General features: G+C 43.1%; 16 protein-coding genes and 1 pseudogene. 2 read left to right on the top strand and 15 right to left on the bottom strand.

The features are described 5' to 3' along the window. Positions 1–634 precede the first annotated feature (634 nt). From GGR02_RS17845 to GGR02_RS09465, 6 genes and pseudogenes are all read right to left on the bottom strand, one after another. Positions 635–1,357 (bottom strand): annotated as a pseudogene (locus tag GGR02_RS17845) (site-specific DNA-methyltransferase); the annotation flags it as partial. A gap of 13 nt (positions 1,358–1,370) precedes the next feature. Next, the gene (locus tag GGR02_RS09485; RefSeq protein ID WP_183184491.1) at positions 1,371–2,132 is read right to left on the bottom strand and encodes a DUF4391 domain-containing protein; all 762 of its coding nucleotides are present in this window, start codon (positions 2,130–2,132) and stop codon (positions 1,371–1,373) included. 5 nt (positions 2,133–2,137) lie between these two features. Further along, positions 2,138–5,371, bottom strand: a complete 3,234-nt coding sequence (locus tag GGR02_RS09480; RefSeq protein ID WP_183184490.1) for a helicase-related protein — start codon at positions 5,369–5,371, stop codon at positions 2,138–2,140. A 496-nt stretch (positions 5,372–5,867) separates the two neighbouring features. Next, positions 5,868–6,047, bottom strand: a complete 180-nt coding sequence (locus GGR02_RS09475) for a hypothetical protein (protein ID WP_183184489.1) — start codon at positions 6,045–6,047, stop codon at positions 5,868–5,870. A gap of 75 nt (positions 6,048–6,122) precedes the next feature. Then, positions 6,123–7,628, bottom strand: coding sequence for a malate:quinone oxidoreductase (locus GGR02_RS09470; RefSeq protein ID WP_183184488.1), 1,506 nt, complete (start codon positions 7,626–7,628; stop codon positions 6,123–6,125). Positions 7,629–7,975: 347 nt separating this feature from the next. Beyond that, positions 7,976–8,638, bottom strand: coding sequence for a DUF975 family protein (locus tag GGR02_RS09465; protein ID WP_183184487.1), 663 nt, complete (start codon positions 8,636–8,638; stop codon positions 7,976–7,978). A 185-nt stretch (positions 8,639–8,823) separates the two neighbouring features. On the opposite strand from GGR02_RS09465, the gene GGR02_RS09460 reads away from it, so the two are divergent. Both GGR02_RS09460 and mscL read left to right on the top strand, forming a co-directional pair. Continuing rightward, complete coding sequence (locus tag GGR02_RS09460) at positions 8,824–9,231, top strand: zinc ribbon domain-containing protein (protein WP_183184486.1); 408 nt, start codon at positions 8,824–8,826, stop codon at positions 9,229–9,231. Between the two features lie 99 nt (positions 9,232–9,330). Then, the gene (mscL, locus tag GGR02_RS09455; RefSeq protein WP_183184485.1) at positions 9,331–9,714 is read left to right on the top strand and encodes a large conductance mechanosensitive channel protein MscL; all 384 of its coding nucleotides are present in this window, start codon (positions 9,331–9,333) and stop codon (positions 9,712–9,714) included. A gap of 23 nt (positions 9,715–9,737) precedes the next feature. On the opposite strand, the gene GGR02_RS09450 is transcribed toward mscL, so the two are convergent. The 9 genes from GGR02_RS09450 to GGR02_RS09410 form a co-directional block, all read right to left on the bottom strand. Further along, complete coding sequence (locus tag GGR02_RS09450; protein ID WP_221210787.1) at positions 9,738–10,601, bottom strand: proline dehydrogenase family protein; 864 nt, start codon at positions 10,599–10,601, stop codon at positions 9,738–9,740. A 63-nt stretch (positions 10,602–10,664) separates the two neighbouring features. Next, the gene (gene pruA / locus GGR02_RS09445) at positions 10,665–12,236 is read right to left on the bottom strand and encodes an L-glutamate gamma-semialdehyde dehydrogenase (RefSeq protein WP_373286601.1); all 1,572 of its coding nucleotides are present in this window, start codon (positions 12,234–12,236) and stop codon (positions 10,665–10,667) included. A gap of 88 nt (positions 12,237–12,324) precedes the next feature. Next, complete coding sequence (locus GGR02_RS09440; RefSeq protein ID WP_229706031.1) at positions 12,325–13,548, bottom strand: PucR family transcriptional regulator; 1,224 nt, start codon at positions 13,546–13,548, stop codon at positions 12,325–12,327. A 78-nt stretch (positions 13,549–13,626) separates the two neighbouring features. Beyond that, entirely contained in the window at positions 13,627–14,115 is a 489-nt protein-coding gene (locus tag GGR02_RS09435) for a PaaI family thioesterase (RefSeq protein WP_183184482.1), read from the bottom strand. Positions 14,116–14,206: 91 nt separating this feature from the next. Then, on the bottom strand, positions 14,207–15,988 hold the full coding sequence (opp4A, locus tag GGR02_RS09430; protein WP_183184481.1) for an oligopeptide ABC transporter substrate-binding protein: 1,782 nt from the start codon (positions 15,986–15,988) through the stop codon (positions 14,207–14,209). Between the two features lie 15 nt (positions 15,989–16,003). Continuing rightward, positions 16,004–16,873 (bottom strand): ABC transporter permease, encoded by an 870-nt coding sequence (locus GGR02_RS09425; RefSeq protein ID WP_183184480.1) that lies wholly within the window; start codon positions 16,871–16,873, stop codon positions 16,004–16,006. 16 nt (positions 16,874–16,889) lie between these two features. Further along, the gene (gene opp4B / locus GGR02_RS09420; RefSeq protein WP_183184479.1) at positions 16,890–17,858 is read right to left on the bottom strand and encodes an oligopeptide ABC transporter permease; all 969 of its coding nucleotides are present in this window, start codon (positions 17,856–17,858) and stop codon (positions 16,890–16,892) included. Positions 17,859–17,875: 17 nt separating this feature from the next. After that, positions 17,876–18,802, bottom strand: a complete 927-nt coding sequence (locus GGR02_RS09415) for an ABC transporter ATP-binding protein (protein ID WP_183184478.1) — start codon at positions 18,800–18,802, stop codon at positions 17,876–17,878. Then, positions 18,799–19,803, bottom strand: coding sequence for an ABC transporter ATP-binding protein (locus GGR02_RS09410; protein ID WP_183184477.1), 1,005 nt, complete (start codon positions 19,801–19,803; stop codon positions 18,799–18,801). The genes GGR02_RS09415 and GGR02_RS09410 overlap by 4 nt, the downstream gene beginning before the upstream one ends. Positions 19,804–19,869: the final 66 nt, after the last annotated feature.

Genomic DNA, 19,869 nt, shown 5'->3' with positions numbered 1-19,869 from the left:
AAAAAGACGAGAAAAGGAAAGGAACCAGAGCTTTACCACTCTGATTCCTTCACGTGAACTGAATTTATACTGTCTACTTTTCGGATCGCAGTGCAAAATGAATACCTATTTGCTCAAGACGAGAACGATTTTGCTCAGTTGTCCCCATGTTTCTAAGAACAGAAAGAATATGTCTAGCTTGATCTCTTTCTTTCCTATAGTAGACCACTCCATTTTTTGAGAGATAAAAAGAGATTTTTCCATCTACCTCTTCAATCGGCTTAAAACCATTTTCAATAAATTGTTTCAATTTATTTGCATTAGCCCAGCCGCTATAGACACGGCAAGCTTTCTGAAGCTTTCCATTCTTTACGACCATCTGATCCTTTCTTATAGGATAAGAAACATCATATCTCTTAGTAATTTCCCTTGTAATATAGCCCGTTTCTTCTACATCTAAGTAATATTGCGTTGGAACAATACTAGTCTCTAGAGATAATTCATCTACCTCACAAGGAAACCCCTCAGGTAATAATATTTCTGAAGGGGGATTAGCTGGTCCATTTTTGGTTATTGAATTTTCTGCAAACCCTTTCCATAGATTACTTTCAGGACGTGTATTTGGATCAACTACATATCCGATAGCTAATCCCTTGAAGTCTACATTTTTTACGTACATGAGAATATATTCATGGTTCACCTTTATATCAAACTGATTATCTGTATGTCCTTCGATATTCCAGATCAGTTGAGCAATAAAATTATCCTCCCCAAATATCTCATCACAAATTTTCTTCAAATTCGCAATTTCATGATCATCAATACTAATAAAAATAACCCCATCTTCCCTTAACAAATTCCTCGCCAGCTTTAACCGTGGGTACATCATATTTAACCAGTCTGTATGATACCGACCGCTTGTTTCGGTGTTTGCTTTTGTTGTTTGCTGCGTCATTTCTTTATAGTTTTTAATGTTATCGCGGAAGTCGTCTTTATAAACAAAGTCTTTTCCGGTGTTGTATGGCGGGTCGATGTAGATCATTTTAATTTTGCCAAAGTATGATTTTTGCAATAGCTTCAATACTTCGAGGTTATCCCCTTCAATATAAAGGTTTTCCGTTGTGTCCCAGTTTTTGCTTGATTGTTTGTCTGGTCTGAGCGTTCCAGTGGACGGCGTTTGCGCGAGTTTCATGGCTTGTGTCTTGCCGTGCCATGTAAATTCGTATCGCTCGTTTCTTTTTTCAATTTCTTCGCCAAGCACAAGCTTTAGTTTCTCAAAATCGATTTTTCCTTCCGTCACGACTTCTGGGAATAGCTGTTTTAATGCTTCAATGTTTGTTTGCACTAAATCCAAAGATTTTCCGTCTAGCTTTTCCATCGTTTTTCCCCTTTCATTTTAATCGTTGTTTTAATTGTTCGATTTGCGTTGTTAATTCGTGAATGTTCATGTTCATTTCTACTTTGCGATTAAATTGCGTTTCTTTTTTTAGCTTCGCTTTCCACGCAGCGATTTCTGTTTCTAGTTGCTTGATTTGTGCGATCAGTTGCTGCGATTGTTCGTTTGCTGCGATATAAAACGCACCAACTGCACCGACATGTTGAAACGCTTGGACAGCACGGTGAATATCTTGATAAAACTGAAAGAAATGCGCAAATGATACGTTTTTCATATGTACGGAAGCGATAAACTGCCGAACGGTTTCATTCGTTTCATTGAGCGGAAACCACGGAGTGTAAGCTTGTTGTTCTAAAACCGCCTGTGACTGGTCCACTTTGTTTCGCCGCTTTATACACGTATGGACTTGGATGTTTTCTTTTTTCGTAAACATGATGACAACCGGATTCGGAAGCGCGCCTTGAATCACTTCACTAATCGTTGAAACATGGTTATCTTTTGCTTCTTCTCTTAGCCGAATGGTAATAAACATAACCCCTTCGTAATGGTACTCTTCATTAATGAACGGCTGGATATTCATGTTGCTTGGCGTTAATACATACGTTAACTCGATCCGCTCCACATATTTCGTAATATAGTCTTTTTCTTTTTTGTTTAAATCCGCAAAATCGTAAAATGTTTTTTTATCCAGTTTTTTGTGAAGCGGACGAACGTGAGAATCCAAACCAATCATTTGATAAAACGCAACTCCAGCCATCATTCTCACCCTTTGATAATAAGATAAGAAACGATTTCAAAATCTTGTAAATTCGTATTAGCTGTTGTCATCAGTTGATCTAAATTTCCTAAGCTGAAAATGTTCAACGTTGCATGTTGATCGATTTTTCCGACAATCTCTTCTACCGCTTGTTCAAGCAATTGTTTATATACGCCCATCTCTTTTCCGTTTTTCGTTTCCTCGTAAAATGCCGCATATAACCGGTTTTCTATTTCGTTTTTTCCGTGGCATAATGACCGGTATAAATCCAAAATTTTTTTCACATGGACGTGGTTGTATAATACTTCTCCATTTTCTTTCATATACACTAAGTAGTACGGGTGAAGGGTGTTTTGTTCATGGGTAGTCGTAAAATGATTGATTTGCTTTAAACAAAAAATAACCCCTAGATGAATGTCGTCTCTTAGTTTTTCATTTTTATTGGTTGTAATACTAAACAGTCCGAAAGGTGCTGTTTCGATCATTTCTTTGTTTTGTTTCATAAAATTCAATAAGTCCATGCGAAAATCATCCATCGTAAAGTCGGTTAGCGAAATATTTCCAGAAATATCTTCTAAATCTATTACTTCGCTTTGTAGTTTTTCCAGTTGTTTTCTCCGATACTCAAGGTCTTTCATTTCGTTGCTGTTGCCAGAAAGGACATCTTCTTCCCCGGTCGATGAAATATCGAGAATTGCCATACGGTCTTTTACTCTACCGACAAGGTTGATGTACTCGTCGAGTTCCATTGGCGGCCAAAAGTTCACAAGCTGAATTTGCTCGTTTTTGCTTCCAATTCGGTCAATCCGGCCAAACCGTTGAATAATGCGCACCGGATTCCAGTGAATATCGTAGTTAATTAAATAATCACAGTCTTGCAAGTTTTGTCCTTCCGAAATACAGTCTGTCGCAATTAAAATGTCAATTTCGTCTGTCATATCAGGCATTAGTTTTCTTCTCTCTTTCGACGTAGGAGAAAAATGCATTAAAACGTTATTAAAGTCCGTTTTTTGCATCGGAAACGTCGTTTTCGGCCGGTCTTTCCCTGTCACTACTGCACAGTGAAGATGGAACTCTTGCCGAATCCAGCGATGCAAATGTTCATATAAGTATTTTGCGGTATCGGCAAACGCCGTAAAAATGAGTATCTTTTTATTTTGTCCATTGATTGGGTGTGCGATTTTCTGTTGAATCATCTTTTTAAGCGTCAACATTTTTTGGTCGCGTTCCGGTGTCACTTGGCTAGCATAATCCAATAACTTTTGTAGAATGGTACGATCATATAGTAAATCTTGCTTCCAACGGATACGATCGATATCACGCAGGGCGATTTTCACTTTTGCCCCGACAAATGCTTCTTCTAATTCATCGTCTTCCATGTCAATCTCAGCCAACTCGCCAATGTTAGTAGCCTCGTTCTCGATCCTAGACAATTGAGTATCAATTTGTTCAATAATACTTTTTAATGTTAGCGAGAAAGAGTAGATGCTGCTTTCTAAACGCTTTAATAAGTTCGTTTTCATTAAATAGACGAGATTGTTTTCACGGTCTGTTTGTTTAAGCACACGTCCATTGGCGACTTTCGTGTCGTATTTTTCGTGATAAAACGCCTGCTTATGCGGTAAAATGTATTTCATCGGCGAATAAAGCGCAAACCGCAAACGTAAAATATCGTTATTAATGATAGCGAGCGATGGGAATTCATGATTTGCATCAATCGTCTCTTTTATATTGATCGGCTTTAACCGTTGCGGGAATTTCCCGATCGCGTTTACATTATAATATTTTTCAATATGACGGCGCGAGCGAGCAATCGTTAGTGAATCAAGCAATGTAAAATAGTCCCAGCTCAGCATATCCAATAGTCGTTCTGTCGTTCGTTCTTCTTCAGGTAAGTTACTCCATTTTTTAAATTGCGACTGTGCACGGCGAATCGTTTGGTTAATGCTTTTAATATTGGCGGTTTCCGCTAATGCTTTATCATTCCCTTCCGTAATGAAAGCAATTTGGTTTTTTAAATCGTCCAGTTTGTTGTTAACAGGAGTTGCGGAAAGCATCAACACTTTTGTTTTCACGCCTGCTTTAATAATATCGTTCATTAAACGTGAATAGCGAGTAATATGGCTTTTCCGCGGGTCATTGTTACGGAAATTGTGCGATTCATCAATGACGACTAAATCGTAATTTCCCCAGTTGACGTATTCTAAATTAATGTTTCCGCTATATCCGCTTTTGCGCGACAGATCGGTATGATTTAGCAAATCATAAGAGAAGCGGTCTTCTAGCAAAATATTTCGCTTGTCATTCGCGCGGTAAATTTCCCAGTTTTCGCGTAGTTTTTTTGGTGCAAGCACAAGAACGCGATGATTTCGTAATTCGTAATATTTAATGATTGCCAATGCTTCAAATGTTTTTCCTAATCCGACGCTATCAGCAATAATGCAGCCTCCATATGTTTCAATTTTATTAATCGCTCCAACCACACCATCGCGCTGAAAGTCATAAAGTTTATTCCAAATCGTTGTCTTTTCAAAGCCCGTTTTCGTTTGTAACGTGCTGTAATCGCGCGTTTCTTGCAGAAAATCTTTAAAAAGATTGTAAAGTGTAACAAAATAAATGAATTCGGGTGTGTGCTCTTGGTACAATACCTCTAATTGGCGCAAAATTTGCTCCTTTACATCTTGCAAGGCATACTCGTTTTTCCAAATATCATCAAATTGGCGTAATAATTCCATATTCTCCTTTTCATCATCCGTAATCGTGTTAATATACATGTTGGACGAGTTGCTGTAGCCTAGTCCTGGGCTCGAAAAAGGAGCGCCACCGACCAATCCAATTTGCGTTCCGTCTTTATTTTGGACATGGTATAGCCCGCCTTCAATTTTGCGCGTAGTAACCGATTTTATTTTCGCTTTTTGCTTCAACCATTTCGCAAACTCTTTTGCTATGTACGCTTGGTTTAGCTCGGCTTTATATTTTTGCTCTTCTTCCACACCGTATAACAATGTTTCGTTTTTTGCGATTTTTTCATTCGCTAAATGATTGCCCCTCACAAATGCTGGTTCCGTAAAAATGAAACGCAACTCCTCGATTTGTGAAAGCTCCTTTTTTAATTCTACAAAAGCATATAACGTAAAATGAGCTGCCGCAATAGAGAGTTTGCTTCCTTTTTGCATATGCTTTTTGAGCGCATCTCCTACTAAACCACGTTGCTTGTTATCAATCATTCCTTTGGACATGTAACATCGGAACTCCTTATTTGTTAGTTAAAACCTATTTCGACATGGTTTTATTGTATCAAAATAAAGATGACAAAAACTGTCGAAATTAGTCGGAAACGTGCGTCAATACGAGAAAAAACTCTGCAACTATAATAAAAAGCAATCCCCCTCCCTCACTGCCAAGGAAGGGGGCATTTCATCAATAAAAACAAAAGGAGCGACACGATGCCGCTCCCTTCTTGACCTGCCGTCCGTATGAACGACAGCGTTTATTCTATGCACAATTATACAACAAAAACACGACATGTCAACACACACCATCCTTGTAACGCAACGAGCTCGCCTATTGCATAGTGGTAAAACAAAAATCCATAGCCCCTCCCGCTATGGATCCACTCCATCCACAAAACTTCAGGCGGGTTGGCACTCCCGCATCTCCATCGAGGGCGATGGCTGCCTGTTCCTCTGAACGCTTTGTGTCATTTTTATCTATTACGCCGGTATTGTCAAGCATTCATGACACCCCAAGCCATGCATACATGAGGAAAAAAACAAAAATCATCGTCAACATCGTACCTAACACGGTTTCATTATGAATGTCTCGACCTTGGTGCAGTTTTTTCAACAACAACACAACATTGAAAAACCATAGCCCTGAGACAATAGGCAAGACGACCAAATGAAGATAAATCATACATTCACTTCCTTTTCTTCCATTATAGCAACAATACAAAAAAGACAGAAGCTATTTTGCTTCTGCCGTTATCCTTTAAACAAGTTCTAGCGCCGCGGTTTCTTTTAAACCAAGCGTTTGCGCGGCGAGCGCTTGGACGTCGCGTAAAAGCGTTTCGTTTTTCATGAGCGACACGCCGTAGGAAGGAATCATTTCTTTAATTTTCGGCTCCCATGCTTTCATTTGTTCTGGGAAGCATTTTTCGATCACTTCCAGCATGACATGGACAGCGGTCGAAGCGCCTGGGGACGCGCCAAGCAAAGCAGCGACGGAGCCATCGTGTGCCGCAACGACTTCTGTACCAAATTGAAGCGTGCCTTTTCCGCCCGTTTCCGTATCTTTAATGACTTGCACACGCTGTCCGGCGACAACTAACTCCCAATCTTCGCTTTTCGCGTTCGGAATAAATTCGCGCAATTCTTCCATACGCTGTTCTTTCGATAACATTACTTGCTCGATTAAATATTTCGTCAACGGTATATTTTTCGCCCCTGCCGCAAGCATCGTCACAAGGTTATGCGGCTTGACAGACGTGAGTAAGTCGAACATCGAGCCGTTCTTTAAAAACTTTGGCGAAAAGCCGGCAAACGGACCGAATAATAGCATTTTTCGATTATCAATAAAGCGCGTATCTAAATGCGGAACGGACATTGGCGGCGCCCCGACTTTCGCTTTTCCGTACACTTTCGCATGATGTTGTTCGACGACTGCTGGATTATTACATACCATAAATAGTCCGCTCACCGGAAAGCCGCCGATGCCTTTCCCTTCAGGAATGCCAGATTTTTGCAATAAATGCAAACTTCCGCCGCCAGCACCGATAAAGACGAATTTCGCCGTATAACGTTCGACTTCCCCGCTCATTAAATGGCGCACTTTGACTTCCCATAAACCATCACTTGTCCGTTTCATATCGTCCACATGACGGTAATATCGAATATCGACCCCTTTGTCCGCTAAGTAGTCAAACAACATGCGCGTTAACGCACCGAAGTTGACGTCTGTACCTGATTCGATTTTTGTCGCGGCGATTGGCTCTGTGACGATGCGATCTTCCATCATGAGCGGAATCCATTCGTTTAGCGTTTGCGGATCATCGGAAAATTCCATTCCGTGAAATAACGGATTGCTCGCTAATGCGTCAAACCGTTTCTTTAAAAACGCGACATTTTCTTCCCCCTGCACAAAGCTCATATGCGGAAGCGGCATAATAAAGTCTTTTGGATTGCGAATGCGGTTGTTTTGTACAAGATAAGACCAAAATTGCAATGACTCGTGAAACTGTTCGTTAATTTTAATCGCTTTACTTACATCAATCGACCCATCCGGTTTTTCGACTGTGTAGTTTAATTCACAAAGTGCGGCATGACCCGTTCCAGCATTATTCCATTCGTTTGAACTTTCATCTGCTGGTTGCCCTAGTCTTTCAAAGACGGTAATGTCCCACCCCGGCGCTAATTCTTTCAGCAATGTCCCTAACGTTGCACTCATAATCCCCGCGCCAATCAAAATGACATCTGTTTTCGTTTGTTTGCTCACCATATGAACCCCCTTGATTTACAAAGCACGCAAGTTGGCTTGCAGCGCCAAACTACGACCTTCCATCCCTTTTCAAATTAATTATAACACAATTAATTAATAGTATGTCACTATTATTCATAAATTTAAAAATGTGCTTATATTATTTTTGTTGTGTAGTAGTTTTTTATCCACTGACACAAATCGACACAATTCTGTCTATATTGATTTTACAAAATCGTTTGATATTTTGCTAGCATGATTTTTATTCACTATTTGGATCACGAAGAGTTATTGCAAACGTCGCATTTCGCTCAAATGGCTTAACAAGGAAAAAAGCGAACAGGCATCGATAGCTGTTCGCTTTTTGTTTACTCTATGTTTATTTCTTGCGCGCGAATAAACTCCTCATAAAACGCTGCTAAGGAAGTGTAAAAGTAAGGGATAAGCCATAATAGTCCGATGCCTAGGGTGAGAATGGCTAAAAGTCCCCAGCCGAAAAAAATTAAATACAATAAAAATAGTTTCCACTTATACCCTTTCATCCGTTTTTTGCTTTCGGTAATGGCTTGGAGCACACTGTATTCTGGATGGTCTTTTAATAGAAAAAAGGTTTGCGAGTATGCGAGCGCCTTAATAATGCCAGGGATGATAAGCAAAAGACTCCATAGAAAGACGAAAATACTGTATAAAATAAACGTGCCGATTAACTTAAACGCCCGTTTTACTGGCGTATACGTGGAAAACATGTGTGAGACGTGAAGGTGTTGTCCTCTGTATACATCTAAAAACACCCAATACATCGCAATGCCTAATGGAATGAGTGCAAAAGAATACAATAAATTAACGATGCTCGCTGCTAACGGCGGATTTTCTTGCTCTATCCATGCGTTCCACCCACCGCTTGCAAAAATTTCAATGGTGGTCGGAACGATCGTGTTCAGGAAAAAGTACACAAGCATAACTAAAACCGCTGCGCCCCATTTTCCTTTTAACGCCTGCCTCGCTTGCCGCCTCAATGTAGATAATGCCATACGAATTCCTCCTACATGATGATATATAGACGAGTTCTTTTCCTAATTTATCACATGTCCTAAAAAAATTCCATATCCTTTTTTATAGAACAAATTTCCCCGATACATCCAAAAAACAACAAATTCACTTTCTAAATGACGATTGCCAAATATTTTTATATAATCATATATATGGAGGTGAAGGGATGAAAAGTATTAAACCAGGGCGCGGACCTTCGTTTCAAGGAGTAGCAGGGAGCATCGTTGCAATTGTGTTCGGCGTTTTTTGGACGGTGATGGCGTTTTCTATTACCGCCGATTCGCCTTTTCCAGCCACAAAGTTTTTTCCTTTCTTTGGTCTCATTTTTATCGGGTTCGGTATTTTTCAGGCGGTTTATCACTATAAAAATGCAACAGGGAAAAACCGTATGTCCGTTATCGACATTGTCGATAGCGAGGAAGAACCAGACCCGCTAAATGCTCGGTTTGGCAAAAATCATTCTTCCGCAGAAAAGATGGAAGCAAGCGGAGAAAATCGGCACTATTGCCCATATTGCGGCCAACACGTGCAAAACGATTTCATTTTTTGTCCAGCATGCGGAAAACGTATTTAAGGGGCTTCTTTTAGCACAACCAACCTCCCCTCTTTTCGTTCACGGATGTACAACCATTCCCTTTCGTATGCTATAGTAGTAAATGGAAGGTGGGATGTTATGCTAAAAGAGTTTAAAGCATTTGCGATGCGGGGGAACATTGTCGATTTGGCCATCGGGGTAATTATCGGCGGAGCGTTTAATAAAATTGTTTCTTCGCTTGTAAACGACATGGTGATGCCGCTCATTGGCTTAGTGCTCGGTGGTGTTAATTTAAGTGGGCTCTCCTTCACGATCGGGGATGCCTCTATTAAGTACGGGATGTTTTTACAAACGATCGTCGATTTTCTGATTGTTGCTTTTTCCGTATTTTGCATCGTCAAAGTGCTCAACAAGTTAAAGAAACAAGAAGAACAACAAAACGCGGCACCGGTTGTCACGAAGCAAGAAGCTCTTCTAACCGAAATTCGCGATTTGTTACAGCAGCGGCAAGTGGGACAATAAGCGAACAGCGTGAAGCTGTTCGCTTATTTGCCAAAAAATCCTTTTAACGCAAAGGCGACGTTTTGCGGCCGTTCGGCGAGGCGGCGCATAAAATAGCCAAACCAGTCGTTGCCAAACGGAACGTAAATGCGCATCGTATAGCCTTCTTTCGCAAGCTGAAGCTGCATGTCTGTCCGGAACCCGTACAACATTTGAAACTCAAACTGTTCTTTCGGAATACCGTGTTCTTTCGTAAATTGCTTCACTTTTTCAATGATATGATGATCGTGCGTCGCAATCGCCGTATAGCTACCGCTTAACAAATGCGTTTGAATAATCGTCATGTAATTTTCGTCAATTTGTGCTTTTTCTTGATAAGCGACTTCCGGCGGCTCTTTATATGCCCCTTTGACTAAACGAAGCGACACGCCTTTTAAGTCTTTTACATCTTGTTCGGCGCGATACAAGTACGCTTGAATGACCGTTCCGACGTTGTCGTATGTTTTGCGAAGTTCGCGCAATAAATCAAGCGTCGCTTGACAACGTGCAGAATCTTCCATATCAATGCGGACGAAGTTGTTATATTGCTTCGCCGTTCCGACAATTTGCCGCATATTGTCTAAGCAAAAGTCAAAGTCAATATCAAGCCCAAGCTGCGTTAGCTTCACCGAAAGGTTGCTTTTTACGCCTGCTTTATGAATCGCTTCGAGCGTGCGTATATTATATTGCGTCGCTTCGAGCGCTTCTTCGCGACTGGAAACAAATTCCCCTAAATGGTCAAGCGTACATACAAGCCCTTTCTCGTTTAGCTCTTTTACTTTTGCCATCGCGCTTTCAATCGTTTCCCCAGCAACGACATGGGAAGCGCCGAAGCGGAGCCCCCATTTGCGCGCTGCTTGATTAAGCATTTTGCTTTTGGAAATCGATAAAAATACATTTTTTGATATCGTTTCAATCACGCTGCTTCCCTCCTAAAACGCCTCACATACCGTTTTTGCTTGCATGTGAAGAAGTAAATAGTCAGGACCGCCTGCTTTGGAATCCGTGCCGGACATGTTAAAGCCGCCAAACGGATGATACCCGACAATGGCGCCTGTGCAGCCGCGGTTGAAATAGAGGTTTCCAACATGGAACTCTTCCCGCGCTTTTTCTAAGTTGGCGCGATTATTGGAAATGACTGCGCCTGTTAGCCCATAGTCCGTGTTGTTGGCAATTTCAAGCGCATGGTCAAAGTCTTTTGCTTTTGTAAACGCAACGACTGGTCCAAAAATTTCTTCTTGCATAAGGCGTGCCGTCGGTGCAACATCAGCAACCACCGTCGGTTGGATAAAGAAGCCTTTCGAGTCGTCCCCTTCGCCGCCTGTCATGAGCTTTCCTTCTTGTTTGCCAATTTCAATGTAGCTCATAATTTTGTTATACGCCGCTTCGTCGATGACCGGTCCCATAAACGTGCGTGGTTCTTCTGGGTTGCCGACGGTTAATTGCTTCGTTAACTCGACGACGCGATTCAATACTTGATCGTACACGTCTTCAAGCACAATTGCCCGCGAACATGCCGAGCATTTTTGCCCAGAAAATCCGAACGCCGAAGCGACGATCGATTGTGCGGCTAATTCTACATCTGCTTCTTTGTCGACGATAATCGCATCTTTTCCGCCCATTTCGGCAATGACGCGTTTGAGCCATTTTTGCCCCGGCTGAACGATCGCCGCGCGCTCGTAAATCCGGCAGCCAACCGCGCGCGATCCGGTGAACGAAATAAAGCGCGTTTGCGGGTGCTCGACTAAATATTCGCCAACTTCTGCCTCACCGCCTGGCAAATAGTTCAATACCCCACTAGGAAGACCTGCTTCTTCCATCACTTCGACGAATTTTGCCGCAACGATCGGTGCGCGATCCGATGGACGTAAAATAACGGGATTGCCAGTGACGATTGCCGCCACCGTCGTTCCTGCCATAATGGCGAGCGGGAAGTTGAATGGGGAAATGATGAGTCCAACACCTAGCGGAATGTAACGGAACGTATTACGTTCCCCGCTTCGGCTAAGTACCGGAACCCCGTTTTCTAACGAAAGCATTTGCCGTGCATAATATTCAAGAAAATCAATCGCTTCGGCTGTGTCCGCATCCGCTTCTTTCCACGGCTTGCCAACTTCTTTCACTAAATAAGCGGAAAATTCATGTTTTCTTCGCCGCAAAATGGCAGCCGCGCGGAATAACACGTTGGCGCGCGCTGCTGGCGTTACGTTTTTCCACGTTTCAAACGCACGAAGCGCCGCTGTCATCGCCTCGTCTGCGAGCGCTTTCGTCGCTTTCGAAACAATGCCGACGACTTCTGTTTTCTTCGCCGGGTTATAGGAAACGACTTTCTCTTCCGTCGTTACGCGCTTTCCACCGATGATGAGCGGATATTCTTTTCCAAGTTGTGTTTGCACGTATTGCAGTGCCGATTGAAACGCCTCTACGTTTTGTTCGACAGAAAAATCGGTAAACGGTTCGTGCTGATAACGTACTGCCAATGTTCTCGACCCCTTTTTGTCCATTTTATGAACATTATAATGAATATTTTGTGAAAATTCTTTGTTCACGGTCGCTAAGGATTGTACGGTTCGTTTGTGCACAGCACACAAATCAACCCTTATACTGGAAAAAAAGGATGTCGAGATAGAGCATCATTCGTTGTTCAAAGTCTGATAGCGAAAGACCGGTAAGCTCTTGAATTCGTTTTAGCCGGTAATGGAGCGTGTTTGGGTGCACATATAAATGTTCCGCCGTTTTTGTCGCATTGCCGTCATATTTGATGTATTGCCTTAATGTTTCTAATAGCTCCGTTTGGTTTTCTTCGTCATATTTTTGTAGCTTCCGCAGCTGCTCATTTTTATAGCCTTTTCGCTTATATTGCTCGTAAACAACCGGAAGCCAACGGTAAATGCCGAGCGACTCGTAAAAGTGGGCAAGCGGTTCTTGAAATTGTTGCTTAATGTTCATCACTTCCGCCGCTTCCGCGTAGCTTTTTCTTAAATCAAGCAAACTTCGATATGCCCGGCCGACACCGACAACGACATCCCGTTGCAAATCGCAATGAAAATCGTTTTCTAACTTTTCAAGCAACGTGTTCGCTTGATTTTTAGCCACGATTGGCTCGCTCATCGTTCCAATAATGACCATCCATTGGTCGTGATGTTCGATAAAAAAGACAGGATTGCCGAGCGATTTCGTTAAAAACGTCATATACTGATGGAGCGTTTCTTTTTTTTCCTCGGCTAACACGCGAAAAAGCAGGACAACGAAAGCAGCGGGCAACCGCACCCCTTTGAACTGTGCTTCCATTTTCACATCGTGCTCGCTAACGTCATCCGGTTGAAGCAACCGTAATAGCCAGTGCTGAATTTCTTCTTGTCGCTTTTTCGTCACGCTCATCTTTTGTTCTAGCAGCTTCGTTGCTGTTTTTGCTGCGTACAGTAAAAAGTTTCGTTGTTCTTCGTTCAGTTCACCGTTCGTTTCTTGCACCCATAAATAACCGTATATATGTCGGTCGCTTTTTAAGCAAACAACCGTACGTGAACCAAGTCCAATTTCCGGCAATGGCGGGATTTTCACGATACCATCTGCTTCTTCAATGCGCTGAATCCAACCTTTGTCATGCAAATAATGGACGACGTGCGCCGCTGCCCGTTTGCCTAGAATGGTGCTCATCCGCACCGCATCAGGCGCATTATGGTTGCCGCTGTACGCCATTAGCTCTAAATCGCGCGATTCAATCGTCACTGGACAATGAATCGCTGCGGAAATAAAATCGACAAGTTCATGCAAGGAGGCAAACTTTCGCTCATCCGCCGACCAGTTTCCCTTCATCGTTCATCCCCCCTCGCTTTTATTATACACGAAAAAGAAAAAACGCCCGCTAGCAAACAGGCGTTTATGTATTCGCTTTCATTCCGTTGGTGGCAAAAACGTCTTCGGCATGACGACGGCGACCACTTCACCGCGAGCGCAAAGGGTATCCCCTGCATACACTTCCGTCTTTACTTTCCATTTTTTCGGATGAATTTCTTCGACCGTCCCGATCGCCTTTAGCGGAACGCCTTGTGGAGTCGGCTTGAGAAACTCTACATTCAACGAAGCAGTCACAAAGCGTGGCGGTGCTTCTCCGCTTCCTAGTTCATAGCCGTTTTTCCGATGCAACGCAAGCGCGGCAGAACCTGTCCCGTGGCAGTCAATGAGCGACGCAATCACCCCGCCGTACACAAAGCCAGGAATGGCGGTATGTTCTGGACGTGGTGTGTAAATCGTTACCGTCTGTTCTCCTTGCCAGCCGGTGCGAAAGTGATGACCATGCTCGTTCAAACGTCCGCACCCATAACACCACGCAAAATCGTCCGGATACTCATCTTGCACAGCATGTACAACTTTTTCTTCCATGAATCATCTCCCCCTTTTCCATAGTATAGCGTAGTTTTCACACGCTAGACAAGAAACAGAGCGGTTCTTTTTTTGAACCGCTCCTTATTTATTATTCTACTTCCGGTTTTTCTGCGGTAACGCCAACATCTTTCCACGTCAACTTCGAGCTTGGGTCGACGGTGAAGTTTTTCACTCGGTTGTTTACTGCATACAGCGCTGAGCGATAAAGCGTTGGAATGACAGGAACTTCCTCGTTCATTAACGCTTGCCATTCGTTGTAAACCTTTTTCCGGTATTCTTTATCAAACGCTTGTTCCGAATGCCCTTTTTCGAGCAGTTCATCGTTTTTCTCGTTCACCCAACGCGAGTAGTTGAACATGACGTTGCGTCCATATAGTCCGTATGGGTCGACGTCCGTGCCTGTTCCCCATGCAGCGGCGAATACATCGACTTTCGGGTCGTCTTTTTCGACCATATCATAGAACGAGTTAAACTCCGCTAGCCGCCCGTCGACTAATTGAACGTCTAGTCCGACATCTTTCCAACATTGCATATAAAACTTCGCTAACGGTTCGGCTACATCAGAACCGCTCATCGAAAGGAAATGAATCGTAAATTTCTTTCCGTTTGGATCTTCGCGCAGCCCATCGCCATCTTTATCTTTATACCCTGCCTCATCCAACAGCTTTTTCGCTTTTTCTGGGTCATACGAATAGCCTTTTGCCTCTTTATCATGGTAGCCTGGGAACGATGGTGGGATGAGCGTTGTCGCAGGGAAACGCAGCCCGTGATACAGTTTGTCGCCAACAGACTTGTTATCAATCGCGTATGCCATCGCTTGACGCAGCTTTTTATTTTGGAATTTTGGATTGTCCATGACGTTTTCTTGCTTTTTCGCATCCCAATGCCCGAGCTTAAAGCCGATATAGTTGTACGCTAAGTCGATTTTGCCAACGAATTGAATATTTTTCGTTCCTTTTGCCCCAACGTATTGGTCGGTTGGGAATTCGGCAAGATCAATTTCGCCTTTTTTCAAGGATTGAAGGACGACTTTCGGGCTGACGACTTTCACAATGACGCCTTTTAAGTTCGGCTTTCCGCCGTAATAGTCATCGTTGCGCACCATTTCCACCGATTCGCCTGGGACGATTTTCTTCACTTTGAACGGTCCGAACCCAATCGGATTTTTGCGAATTTTATCGGATTGAGCCAATTGCTTAATTGGAATATCTTTTAAATAATGCTTTGGCAGCGGATATGCCCAAATGCCGGTTAGCACTGATGGATTCGCATGTTTCCACGTAATCGTAAGCGTTTTTTCATCGATGACTTTAATACCAGAAATCGTTGACGCTTTTCCGCTATGGTACTCATCCATGCCGACAATATCTTGCATGAGCGCATCGCCATAACGCACCCCTGTATAATCTTTATTGCCGATGACTAAATACGCATACTCTAAATCTTCTGCCTTCACCGGCTCCCCATCATGCCACTTCACGTTGTCTTTAATTTTGATCGTCATCGTTTTTTTGTCTGCGGAAAGCTCGTACGTTGCCGCCCCATCATTCGTAATCTCGTAATCTCCGTTTGTGCGGAATAGCGATTCATCAAAAAACTGCAAAATTTCCGCATCTGGCTGCCCTGTGTAAAATGCGTAGTTCAGCGTCCCCTCAAACGGTGTATCTGACACTAACCCATACGTAAGGACTCCGTCGACAATCTTTCCATCGTTTTTGACCGTCATCGGGAAATTGCCGATGTCCTCTTTTGGTGCGGTTTGCTCTGTCTTTTTGCCTTTGTCATTACTGCTTGTCGAGCTAGTGCATGCCGACAATACAAGCGAAAGCCCGGCTAGCACACTGAAAAACTTCCAATACCTCTTTTTCATTTGCATCTCCCCCTTTTATCCTAATCGTTGTCTTGCATCAGCCGCACGTTTTAACGCTTGGCCGATAAAATTTATACACAACATCATTACTAAAATAAGCAACGATGCTGGTAACCAAACCCACCATTTGTTTTGCAATACGTCGGGATTTGTCGCATAGCTGACTAACGTCCCTAAGCTTGGCGTGCTTTCTGGGAGACCAAATCCTAAATAGCTTAATCCTGACTCAATTCCGATATTGCCTGCAAGATTCAATGTTAAATTAACGATAATGATCGAGCTTAAGTTCGGCAATATTTCCCGAACGATAATTTTCCAATCGGGCGTGCCGAGCGTCTTCGAGGCGCTCACATAGTCCAACTCTCGTTCCGCTAACGTCTTTGCGCGAATGAGCCGCGCTTTTCCTGTCCAGAGAAAGGCGCTCATAATCAAAATAAACGTAAACACGTTATATTTCGGAACGATTGCCACGAAAACAATGACTAACATTAAAAACGGCAAAATAAGGATAAAATCAATGATACGCATAATCACGTTATCGATTACTCCACCGAAATAGCCTGCAATTAAGCCGACCGTTAATCCGATCAACCCTGTCAGCAACGTAATGGCTAACCCAATCGTAAACGAATTTTTCGTTCCAATGATGAGTTGCCCTAAAATATCCCTTCCACCGTAGTCTGTTCCGAGCCAATGCTCAGCAGACGGCGGGGCGTAGATGGACAAAAGATCGACTTTGACGATTTCTTCTTGATCCAACACAATGGAAGCCCCGTATACAATGAAGAGAATGAGCGAAAGAAGCAAAAGAGAACTAAGCGCCAGTTTATCTTTTACTACTTCTCGCCATAGAACAGAAAAGGGTGAATGTTCTGTTTTTTTCATTCTTATCCCCCCTCCTCTACTCAATTCTTATCCGCGGATCGACCGCGCTTAAAATGATGTCCGATAGCAATGTTCCGACTAATGTCGCGAGCCCGGAAATCATGACAAGTGCCGTCACGACGCTATAATCCCGCTGCATAATCGATTGTAGGAAAAGCTGGCCAATCCCTGGATAACTAAAAATCGATTCTAAAAAAACAGATCCGCCAATTAGTCCAGTAATTTCATAGCCTAAAAATGCGGCAATCGGCAAAAACGAATTGCGCAAAATATGGCGCGAATAAATTTTCGCTTCCGGCACTCCTTTTGCCCGTGCCGTGCGGACAAAATCTTTTACTTTCGTATCAATAATTTCGCTTCGCAAATATTGAATGATTCCGACCGTACTAATTAACGCGCCTGATAAAGAAGGCAATAAAAGATGGTTAAACTTACTTATGTAATACTCCCATGTCCCTTCTTCTAGTTGAATATCGACGCTACCGCCCGTTGGAAACCATCCGAGCTTAAATCCAAACAGAAAAAGCATGATGAGCGCGAAAATAAATAGCGGGGTCGCAAAGCTAACATAGCTATATCCGACAATCAGTTTATCTGCCCACGAGTCTTGCCATCGGCCGGAAATCACTCCTAGCGGAACGGCAATCGCGTATGTCAGCACTAAAATACATACCGAAAGCAAAATCGTATTCCACATTCTCCCTGCTAATAAATCGGTCACAGGCTGTTGGTGGACGTAGGACATGCCTAAATCCCCGTGGAGCAAGTTTTTTATCCAGCGTGTATATTGAACATATAACGGATCGTTTAGCCCTAATTTTTCTCGCATCTCGGCTAACGTTTGCGCATCCATTTTTGGGTTGTTCGCTAGCTGACCAGTTAAAGCATCGCCAGGCATCGCTTTTGCTAGCAGGAAAATAAGCACACTTAAAATAAATAGTTGCGGAATCATCATGACGATACGTCGCAATATAAATTTGACCATCCTCTCGACTTCCTCTCTTACGGGATCGCAACCGAATGGGTTTTGGAAATGCGTTTTAGCGGATATGCTCTTCCTTCGACATCAAAATAGCGAGAATACGATTGTTCATATTCTTTTTCGATTTGTTGCCGCAGTTTTTGCTGCTCTTGCCGTTTTAACGGGTCAGCGTTCGGAATAGACGACAGCAGCCTCTTTGTATAAATATGTTGCGGATTTTGAAATATTTCTTCCTTCGTCCCTTCTTCGACAAATTGCCCGCGGTACATAATGCCGATCCGGTCACACATATGGCGAATAATTCCTAAATCATGGCTAATAAACAAATACGTCAACTGAAATTCTTTTTGAATGTCTTTCATGAAATTTAACACTTGCGCCTGCACCGATACGTCAAGTGCTGAGACAGGTTCGTCGGCAATAATTAGCTTTGGATTGAGCGTTAGAGCGCGAGCAATGCCGATACGCTGCCGTTGACCGCCGGAAAATTCGTGCGGATATTTATAGATGGACTCCGGATGCAGCCCTACTTTTTCAATAAAATGTTGCACTTTTCGCTTTTCTTCTTGCGGAGATAGTTTGTCAAAATTGCGCAACGGTTCGGCAACAATATCTAATACTCGTTTTCTTGGATTAAGAGAAGAGTATGGGTCTTGAAAAATCATTTGAATGTCTTTTCGATGCTGGGCGAATTCACGGCGGCTTAGTTTCGTCAAATCTTTTCCGTCGAACAAAATTTCTCCCGCGGTCGCTTTCACTAAGCCAATTATCGTTCTCCCCGTCGTCGTTTTCCCGCATCCTGATTCCCCAACCAATCCGTACGTTTCCCCTTTTTGTAATTCAAAGCTAATTTGATCGACCGCTTTCACATGCCCGATGACCGTTCGAAAAAACCCACCGCGCACTGGATAATATACTTTTAGGTGATTGACTTGGAGAAATGTCATGCTCTTTCACCTCCGTCGGGAAAGTAAAAATGTTGGTAGCATGTGCAGCGAACCCAATGATTTGGCTCGACTTCTCGCAATATAGGATGCGATTCGTGGGTGGACTCGTCCATCCAACTAATTCTTGCACGGAATCTGCAGCCAGTTCTCGGAAGTTTCGTCAATGGTGGCACAATCCCTTGAATGACATGGAGCGTTTCTCTTGAAGTTTGCGTGGAAGGGACAGACTGCAATAACGAGCGGGTATACGGGTGCAATGGCCGGGTAAATAGTGTATATACATCTGCAAGCTCGACAATTTCGCCTGCATACATGACAGCGACGCGGTCGGCCATTTCCGCAACCACCCCTAAATCATGGGTAATTAAAATAATTCCTGTGTTCATTTGTTGTTGCAAATCTTTTAATAAACGAATAATTTGTGCTTGAATCGTGACATCTAACGCGGTCGTCGGTTCATCGGCGATAATGACCGCTGGATTACAAGCAATCGCAATCGCAATGACTACGCGTTGCCGCATCCCTCCTGACAATTCATGCGGATATCGGTCATACGTCTGTGCGGGATTTGGAATGCCGACACGCTCAAGCAGTTCTAACGTTCGTTTCCGTTTTTCCGAGGCGGAAAGCGTCGTATGATAGTCCATGCTTTCCTCAATTTGCTTGCCGACGGTCATGAGCGGATTTAACGCCGTCAGCGGGTCTTGAAAAATCATGCCGATATCTTTTCCACGAATTTGATTTAACGCTTGTACCGACTGCGTTAACAGATTATTCCCTTTAAACATGACCGCCCCTTCTAGCTTCGTTCGTTCAGGCGGATGCAAGCCGATAATCGAAAGAGCGAGCGCGCTTTTCCCACAGCCTGACTCCCCGACAATCGCAAGCACTTCGTTTTCATGAACAGTTAACGAAACATCATCGACCGCCGCGTAATATTCCTCATGAATTCGGAAAGAAACTCGCAAATGTTCGATTTGTAACACGGACTGTTTCAACAAATGACCACCCTCTATTAAACTGAAAATTATGTATTTTTCGATTTCTATATAAGTATATTATTACAA

It is taken from the genome of Anoxybacteroides voinovskiense (assembly GCF_014196205.1).
In the GTDB taxonomy this organism is placed as follows: Bacteria; Bacillota; Bacilli; order Bacillales; family Anoxybacillaceae; genus Anoxybacteroides; species Anoxybacteroides voinovskiense.
This window is presented reverse-complemented; position numbering and strand designations above follow the sequence as displayed.